This is a genomic window from Streptomyces canus, from assembly GCF_001514145.1.
Classification (GTDB): Bacteria; Actinomycetota; Actinomycetes; order Streptomycetales; family Streptomycetaceae; genus Streptomyces; species Streptomyces canus.
The window spans coordinates 96,606-103,327 of record NZ_KQ948681.1; the positions used below are offsets into that span (position 1 = coordinate 96,606).

Here is a 6,722-nt window from a genome sequence, read left to right on the forward strand (position 1 = left end):
CTGATCGGCTCAGCATCGGCGCCGATCGAAGATCCATTCCCGACCTGCAGAAACCAATCCCTCCAATCAAGATCGCTACCCCGGGGATCCGGCGCGGATGGCCGCCCAGGACACCGCAGCCGGCCCGACGGCGGGGCAGGCAACGGGCGCGAGCGCCCGAGGCCGTGCGCCAAGAGACCTCCGCCGAACCGACCCGGCTGTCGATTTCTTACTTCTTTACAGAGGTGTGTTCCGGTCGACGGGGTGCGGCCATGACGCCCCTTCCGCGCTGTCACACGCTTCGCCGAAAACGCACCCCTATAACCGCCACCCGTGCCAACACACGACCAAGGGATACGCACATGGACCATCACCACCCGCTTCCAGAACACGCCGTTGCGCCCTACGGACACGAACGTCCCTCCATGCGGCGGCTCATCCTCGAAGCCCGGTGGGCTTCCTACCAGCACCGCTCAGCACTCGAACACGATCCGGACGCTCCGAGCACCACAGGCCTCGGCCGAGCAAGGACTCTGCACCTCGGTGTTCTCCACGACGTCCTCGCCCTCCGCGGGACCGAGGACGCGGACGCCTACGACACCGCACAAACCTGCGGAGACACCCTGCGGCACCTCGACGACGCCGACATCACGACGACCGGCATCGACTACCTCCGCCAGCAGTACGCCCAGGCCCACCAACTGGGCACGGTGACGGGCAATCAGTTCGCACCACTGCTCAGGCATGTCTTCCCCGAGCCCATCGACCTGGACGTCAGCTATCCCGCCACCTCGGATCTCATCCACCAGATGTGCGACGCCTACCACTGGTCCAAGATCAGGAATCCCGCACTACCACCTGCCGACGCGGCCACCGAAGCGCGCAGGCACCTGATCTGCCAGGGCCTCCTCCTCGACTTCGCGGCCGCCCTTACCCCCGCCGACACCGCAGCCGCCGCAGCCGCCGTCGAAGCCGGCCACGCCCTGCGGGCCCGCGACGGCCGCCCGACATCCACCGATCAGAATGCCCGGGCGTACCTTCTCGACGCCTACCGCGAGCTGAAGCCGGACGAGGAGCTTGATGCACATCCCTTCGACTGCCCCGGTGGATGCGGAGGCGACGGCATCGTACTGACGACGGTGACCTGGGAGTACCAGGGCGACGGAATCTACGTGCCGGTGTACCAGGAACCCGTCGATTGCGACAGCGGTGATCCGGAGGCGCACAGCGTGAACTGCCAGACCTGCAAGGGTCACGGATACACGTACTCGCGCGGGGAACGCCAGCTCTGCTTCGGATAGGTGACGGCACCATGCGAATCGCCATCAACATCACTGGTGCCTCCCCGGCCGCCTTGCTCACTGCCTCTTGACCAGTCACCCACCAAGGAGAACAGCATGACCACCGAGGCGAGTCCCGCCCTCTGGGTCGGGACCTTCCACGGGCATCACAGTGGGACCAAGGTCGTCGCCACCGCGACCCGCACCGACTCCGCCCCGCTCCCGTACGGCTGGGACTGCTCCTGCGGGATCGGTCAGCGATTCCCCACCGAGGACGGCATCTTCGACAGCGCATGGCGTCATACCCACCCGCCCCGGTGGCGCTCCTGGGCCCGCCGGGTGCCCCTCCTGGGGCGCCTGGTTCAGCCCACGCCCCGGCTCAAGCACCCGCAGACGCCTGAGTGGTGAGAGGCCGCGCCGTCCCCGCTGGCATGCAAGCCTGCTTCCTCGGCGGCGGCCTGGCCGTCTGGCTCACCGCCGTCGGCCCCCGATGCGCCACCGGCGCCGCACCGATCCCGGTCCCTCGCGCACGAGAGGGTGAACTCGCGGACATGGTGGCGCTCGCCGGGTGAGAGCTCCTTCAGGACCCCGGCGACGCTCCGTTCACCGCGCGGTTCATCAAGGCCTGCACCCGGCACCAACATGAAGCGGGCCCCGTCCTCGGACGGGGCCCGCTTCATTGGAGCTCAGTCCGACGACTGACCGGCGCTGACAGCAAGGGAGAAGCTGCGGGGGCTGCGGGGAGGGAGAAGTCTCCCTCCCCGCAGCCCCCGCAGCGTCACGGGCTGTTCCCGCGGGCACACCAGGGAGGACAGAGAAGTCTCCCCCTCATCGCGGGCCGGTCAGGAGACCCTCCGGGCAGACCGGGGGGAGAAGTCTCTCCCCCCGGAACCTGAGCGCTGATCAGAACTGAGGGGAGTGAAATCTCCCTTCCCCTTGTGGCCACCGGCATGAGAACCGGAGAGACGACCCCGGCTGCCCGGCCCTGCGGGACGCACCTTCACCCAGATGATCAAGGTTGCCGCTCGTATTGCCTCTCGTAGTGCTCTTCCTGGTGCCTCTCGTAGTGCCTCTCCTATTGCGTCTCGTAGTGCCTCGGACCGGTGCGCCCGACGGCCAAAGCCGCTGATCAGTGGCTCAGACAAGGGGTTCTCCTCATGCCGACTACTTCCCTACGAGCCTGCGAGGCACGGCCCTGGGACGTGCGAAGAGCAACAAGAACAGGCGAGGGATAGGCGAGCCACAACAGCGAAGAGCCGGCGGAGGTGAGAGCAGAGATGGGACCAAGGACAGAACAGACGACAAGTACAGAGGACGAGACAACAGCGATGGGCGGGAGGAGACCGGGAGCGAGTGTGAGGCAGACGGGCGAGCAACGAGGGACAGGGCGGGGGATCGGCGAATGCAGATGAGCGAGCGGGTTGGTGATCGCGCCGGTCGTCCGGTGCGGGGTGGATCGGTGGCGGCTGGCGGGGACGATGCCGAAGGCCGGACGCTAGCGCTGCGCCCCGCTCACCGGTGGTGAGCGGGGCGGGGGGAGAGGGGGGCGGCGCGCGATCGGATTTAGTCGACTCGGGAGCTGGCGTCCTTGATGAGGGCGCGGCCGACGGAACCGGCCGCCTGCGCCGGGGACAGCCCGGAACCGAGGGCGCAGATGTAGCGAGTGGCGATGACATCGTGGGCCTCGGGGGTGCTGAGGGCGGTCATGACGGTGGCGGGGCGCAATCCCCACTTCTGGGCTATCAGGGTTGCGGCCGTGACGACGATGAACGCCACGATGTCGGGCAGGCTGCCCGGGGTGGGAGTGTCGGACATGGAGATGTCCTCTCTGGGAGATGGCGGTTCGGCCCCTCGCGAGGCGAGGGGCCGAACCGGGCGGGCGGGGGGACTACTTCGTGAGGTCGGCGCGCTCGGCGATGAGGTCTTCCCTCTTGCACTGGAGGGCGAGGATCTGGCCCGTGAGCTGAACGGCGGGGGCCATGTCGGGGGTGATGTCGTCGCTCTGCGGGGCGGTGGTGGCCGGGAGCTCGTCGCGCTGCTTGGTGAGCTCGTCGATCCGCTCGCCGATGGACATGATCTTGCAGCTCAGGTCGTCGGCCTTCTTCGCGATCGCCTCGGCGCGCTGGGGAGCGAGGGTGGCGGTGTAGGTCGCGGTGAGCTGGTCGTAGTCGTCGCGAGCCTGCCAGTTGCGGACGAGGGCCGTGACGAGGTCGGCGGTACGGGCGGAGGTGTTGAGCGTCGCGCCACCGGCGCTCGTGCCGGTGCCGGTGGAGGCTCCGGCCAGGTCGCGCAGCCGGAACACGGAGGTCTCGTCGACGAGGTCGGCCGGGTTGACCAGCTGGTGGCCGACCACGTAGGGGAGGCTGGCGCTGCCGAGGACGGGGACGTTCGTGCGCTGGTGGCGGTCGGTGGGCGACCCACCACCGAACTGGATGTTGACCAGACCATCGACCTCCGGGAAGGCGTGGTAGTCGGGGTGGATCACGAAGGTGCCGACGGGAAACGCGCCCATCTGACCGACCCGCTTGACGTCGTAGACCGCCTCACCGTGCTCGCCGATGCTGACCTCGGCGGTGTAGTAGCGGCCAGCGGCGGTCTTCAGGGTCTCGGTCATGGTGTCCTCCTGGACAAGGTGGTGGTAGGGGCGGGGTGTTCCCTGCGCCCTTCGATGTCTCCACTCTACACACAGAAAAAGAATTAAGCAATACCTAGAATTGTTCGCACGTCCTCGCAGGTCAGCGGCAGGGGCGGGGGTCCTGTGACACGCGTCCGTGGCGGGACGGCCGGGACGTAAGAGGCCGGGCACTTGATCGCGGGGAGGGGTGATTTCTCCGTAGGATCCGCCGTCGGCAAGGACTCAGATGGGCCGTCTCCGGCGGCAGTCGCCGCACCGTCACCGGCGCCGGAGGGGAGCGCAGTGTTCCGCCTCGGTTGTCCGCCGTCCGGCCACGCGTCGACTGGCTGGGTAGCGCACGGTCGGCACCGCCCCGGGGGAGTGAAGTCTCTGGTCGCGAGGGCCGCTTGGACATCTCGCACGACTCATCCGCTCTCGGCTGGGACAGCCGCGCGGAACGCCGCGACCACGTCCGCCGTACTGCGCCCCGGCTCGTTCCCCCACATCAGGACCGTGCCACGGAGATGCCTGGCCAACACCCAGCCGGTCATGTCATCGACAGCCACCAGCGGGCCCTCGGTGATGTGCTCGACGAACAGGCACCACGCAGACTCCGCTTCCCCATACGCCGCCCATGCCTCCCGGCCGTCCGCAGGGTTCGGCTTCGCCGCGACGAACGCCCGGTCCAGGGCGTGCAGTGCGGTGCACGCCGAACTGCCCGCGAATCCGGCCGGATCATGCGACTCCAGACCCGGCCGGTGCCCGACGTCCTCCAGATGCGTCGCCGCCCACGCCAGCACGCCCCCGACGGAACCGCGATGCATCCGGGCCATGGGCCGCCCTGGCCGAGCGGCGGCCGTTGCGGCCGACTCGGCCAGCCCGGCAGCCTCACGGAGCACCTCGACCACCTCGTCCCGCGTACGGTCGCCCTGCGAACCCCACTGATGCACGACGTGCCGACGGTGCCGGTACTCGTCCGGCCAATCCGAGTCGTGCAGCACGGCACCCCCGGCAACCAAGTCGGACAGGGTGTCCAGGGCGAGGCGCTGCGCGGCGTACAACGCCGGATAGTCGTACGTCCGGCCGGAGCTGCGCCGGCTGTCCCCGCCCGCGACATCCAGGGCGCCGAGAATGCCCGGGGTGAGCAGGCGCGTAGCAGTGACTCCCCGATCGTGACCGAACTTGTCGCCGTCGCGGCCGTTATGGAATCCACGGGCCTTGACGTGCGCGGCCGCCCAATTCAGCAGGTCGGGCGCGTTCGTCGGGAGAACGGTGGATTCGGCGCTGTATCGCATGTGTTCCTCCAGAGTTGAGGGGGAGGCGTTCACGCCGCGAACCCGGTCTCTGCTGACGGTTCCGTTTGTCGCGCGGCGCTCCGAGGGCAGAGCGATCGGGACACCGCCGAGCTGTCCCGCTCCTGGCGACTGAGGACGCTGCTCTGAGGGCTTCAAATGGGTGTGACGCCGTCCTGGATGGCGGTGGTGCAGTAGTAGTGCTTGCCGGTATTGCTGGCGCTGTGGTCGGCGCGGATGGCGCATGGGATGGTGCCGCAGGTGGGGATGGCGCGGTTGGCGCGCATTTCTTCGCCCAGTCCGTAGAGCCGGTATTCCCGTGCGTTCTCGTTGCAGTAGACGCACGCGCGGGGCGTGCGAAAGTGGGGCATACCAATCCTTCGACGCGACGGTCCCGTACGCGCGAATCCCTAAAGGGGCTCGCGGCCCGGGATGGGTTACTTCGAGGGGAAGCACTTGAAGCAGAGGCGGACGGTGCCGCGCCCAAGGCGTTCCTCCACCTCCGACTTGGTGTACCTCAGAGAGGCAACGCCGCCGCAAATGACGTCACCGATGTACCAGCAGTGGCTTCTATGGATCAGCCTTGGAGGCCCGGGCGCATCATGTAGGCGGGTGACGTAGCGAGAGAGCACCAGTTTGAGTTCTTCAAGCAAGAGCATGAGATTTCCGATCGTCAGTACGAGCACAGCACCACAGTGCGTGGATCGCTGCAGCCCAGCTGCGCCTGGGGCAACGCGCAGGGTCCTGCGACAGTTGGTTAGACGGCGGCCCAGCCGAAGAACACCCAGCCCTCAATCTCAGCGGTGCTCTCCGCAAGTACGGGAATGGCGCCCGCAGGATCCCACTTCCAAAAGCCGTCGTCAGGGCCGCCGAGCAACTTGTCGGCGAGCCCCTCGGCTTCCTTAAGCGGCATGCCCGTTGGTGTGACGATCTTGTAGCTATCCTTCGTGGCAAGCGTTCCGCTGCGGTCTGCCGATACGCCGTCGTCCTCCGCTTCCTCTGTGGCGCGGGTGTGTGCCGCACGGAACGCCTGGTCTACGTCGGTGCCGTTCTCATATTCGTTGAAGCCTTGGGCGCCCATGGCGGGTTTCCCTTCTTTGCGTGCGGAGCGGAGGATTGAGCGGCTATGCGCGCTCCTCGGCGTCTTCCAGGTCGTTCATGGCGAAGATCCAGGCCAGACGCTCGGTTGATCCCGGCTCGCCGTACGGAAGGCCGGTGTCGGGGCACATCGGCTCGGTTCCGCCGGTGGTCTCGGTGACGTCAGGGGCGGAGGCCCGGCGTGACCTGCCAAAGTTCTTGAACATGGCGCCCCTCTCGGGCGGAACGGTGGAGCCGGGTGTGTTCCTCGGCGGCAACGTCTCCAACATACACCGATAAAAAGAAGTAGGCAATTTGCAGAATCTTCCTCCCTGCCCCCCGCGCCCGCTCCTATCGCCTCGCTCCTCCCGCCACCTCTCCGCCCCTGCTTCCCTCGTGTTACGTGTCGTGTGGCGTGTCTGGTGTGGTCGTGTGGCGGGTGGTCTTACGCGGATGGGAGTGCTGCTGGTGTCGGGGAGG

At 67.6% G+C, this 6,722-nt stretch carries 8 protein-coding genes; 2 read left to right on the top strand and 6 right to left on the bottom strand.

What is annotated here, in order from left to right; genetic code table 11:
• The first annotated feature begins 404 nt into the window (after positions 1–404).
• Positions 405–1,280, top strand: a complete 876-nt coding sequence (locus AQJ46_RS47020; protein ID WP_059211498.1) for a hypothetical protein — start codon at positions 405–407, stop codon at positions 1,278–1,280.
• Between the two features lie 96 nt (positions 1,281–1,376).
• Positions 1,377–1,667, top strand: a complete 291-nt coding sequence (locus tag AQJ46_RS47025; RefSeq protein WP_059211499.1) for a hypothetical protein — start codon at positions 1,377–1,379, stop codon at positions 1,665–1,667.
• A 1,155-nt stretch (positions 1,668–2,822) separates the two neighbouring features.
• Here AQJ46_RS47025 and AQJ46_RS47030 read toward each other — a convergent pair.
• The 6 genes from AQJ46_RS47030 to AQJ46_RS47060 form a co-directional block, all read right to left on the bottom strand.
• On the bottom strand, positions 2,823–3,074 hold the full coding sequence (locus AQJ46_RS47030) for a hypothetical protein (protein ID WP_059211500.1): 252 nt from the start codon (positions 3,072–3,074) through the stop codon (positions 2,823–2,825).
• A 73-nt stretch (positions 3,075–3,147) separates the two neighbouring features.
• Positions 3,148–3,873 carry a hypothetical protein gene (locus AQJ46_RS58645; protein WP_059211501.1) on the bottom strand — a complete coding sequence of 242 codons (726 nt, stop codon included), beginning with the start codon at positions 3,871–3,873 and terminating at the stop codon, positions 3,148–3,150.
• 425 nt (positions 3,874–4,298) lie between these two features.
• On the bottom strand, positions 4,299–5,168 hold the full coding sequence (locus AQJ46_RS47040; protein WP_063803941.1) for a DUF6197 family protein: 870 nt from the start codon (positions 5,166–5,168) through the stop codon (positions 4,299–4,301).
• Positions 5,169–5,320: 152 nt separating this feature from the next.
• The gene (locus tag AQJ46_RS47045) at positions 5,321–5,536 is read right to left on the bottom strand and encodes a hypothetical protein (RefSeq protein ID WP_059211502.1); all 216 of its coding nucleotides are present in this window, start codon (positions 5,534–5,536) and stop codon (positions 5,321–5,323) included.
• 386 nt (positions 5,537–5,922) lie between these two features.
• On the bottom strand, positions 5,923–6,246 hold the full coding sequence (locus AQJ46_RS47055; RefSeq protein ID WP_059211504.1) for a hypothetical protein: 324 nt from the start codon (positions 6,244–6,246) through the stop codon (positions 5,923–5,925).
• Between the two features lie 43 nt (positions 6,247–6,289).
• Positions 6,290–6,469 (bottom strand): hypothetical protein, encoded by a 180-nt coding sequence (locus tag AQJ46_RS47060; protein ID WP_059211505.1) that lies wholly within the window; start codon positions 6,467–6,469, stop codon positions 6,290–6,292.
• Between the last annotated feature and the right edge of the window lie 253 nt (positions 6,470–6,722).

Bases quoted from the DNA above. Each gene is read 5' to 3' on its own strand.
- AQJ46_RS47040 (WP_063803941.1), bottom strand. From the start codon at position 5,168: ATGCGATACAGCGCCGAATCCACCGTTCTCCCGACGAACGCGCCCGAC.
- AQJ46_RS47055 (WP_059211504.1), bottom strand. From the start codon at position 6,246: ATGGGCGCCCAAGGCTTCAACGAATATGAGAACGGCACCGACGTAGAC.
- AQJ46_RS47060 (WP_059211505.1), bottom strand. From the start codon at position 6,469: ATGTTCAAGAACTTTGGCAGGTCACGCCGGGCCTCCGCCCCTGACGTC.
- AQJ46_RS47030 (WP_059211500.1), bottom strand. From the start codon at position 3,074: ATGTCCGACACTCCCACCCCGGGCAGCCTGCCCGACATCGTGGCGTTC.
- AQJ46_RS47025 (WP_059211499.1), top strand. From the start codon at position 1,377: ATGACCACCGAGGCGAGTCCCGCCCTCTGGGTCGGGACCTTCCACGGG.
- AQJ46_RS47045 (WP_059211502.1), bottom strand. From the start codon at position 5,536: ATGCCCCACTTTCGCACGCCCCGCGCGTGCGTCTACTGCAACGAGAAC.
- AQJ46_RS47020 (WP_059211498.1), top strand. From the start codon at position 405: ATGCGGCGGCTCATCCTCGAAGCCCGGTGGGCTTCCTACCAGCACCGC.
- AQJ46_RS58645 (WP_059211501.1), bottom strand. From the start codon at position 3,873: ATGACCGAGACCCTGAAGACCGCCGCTGGCCGCTACTACACCGCCGAG.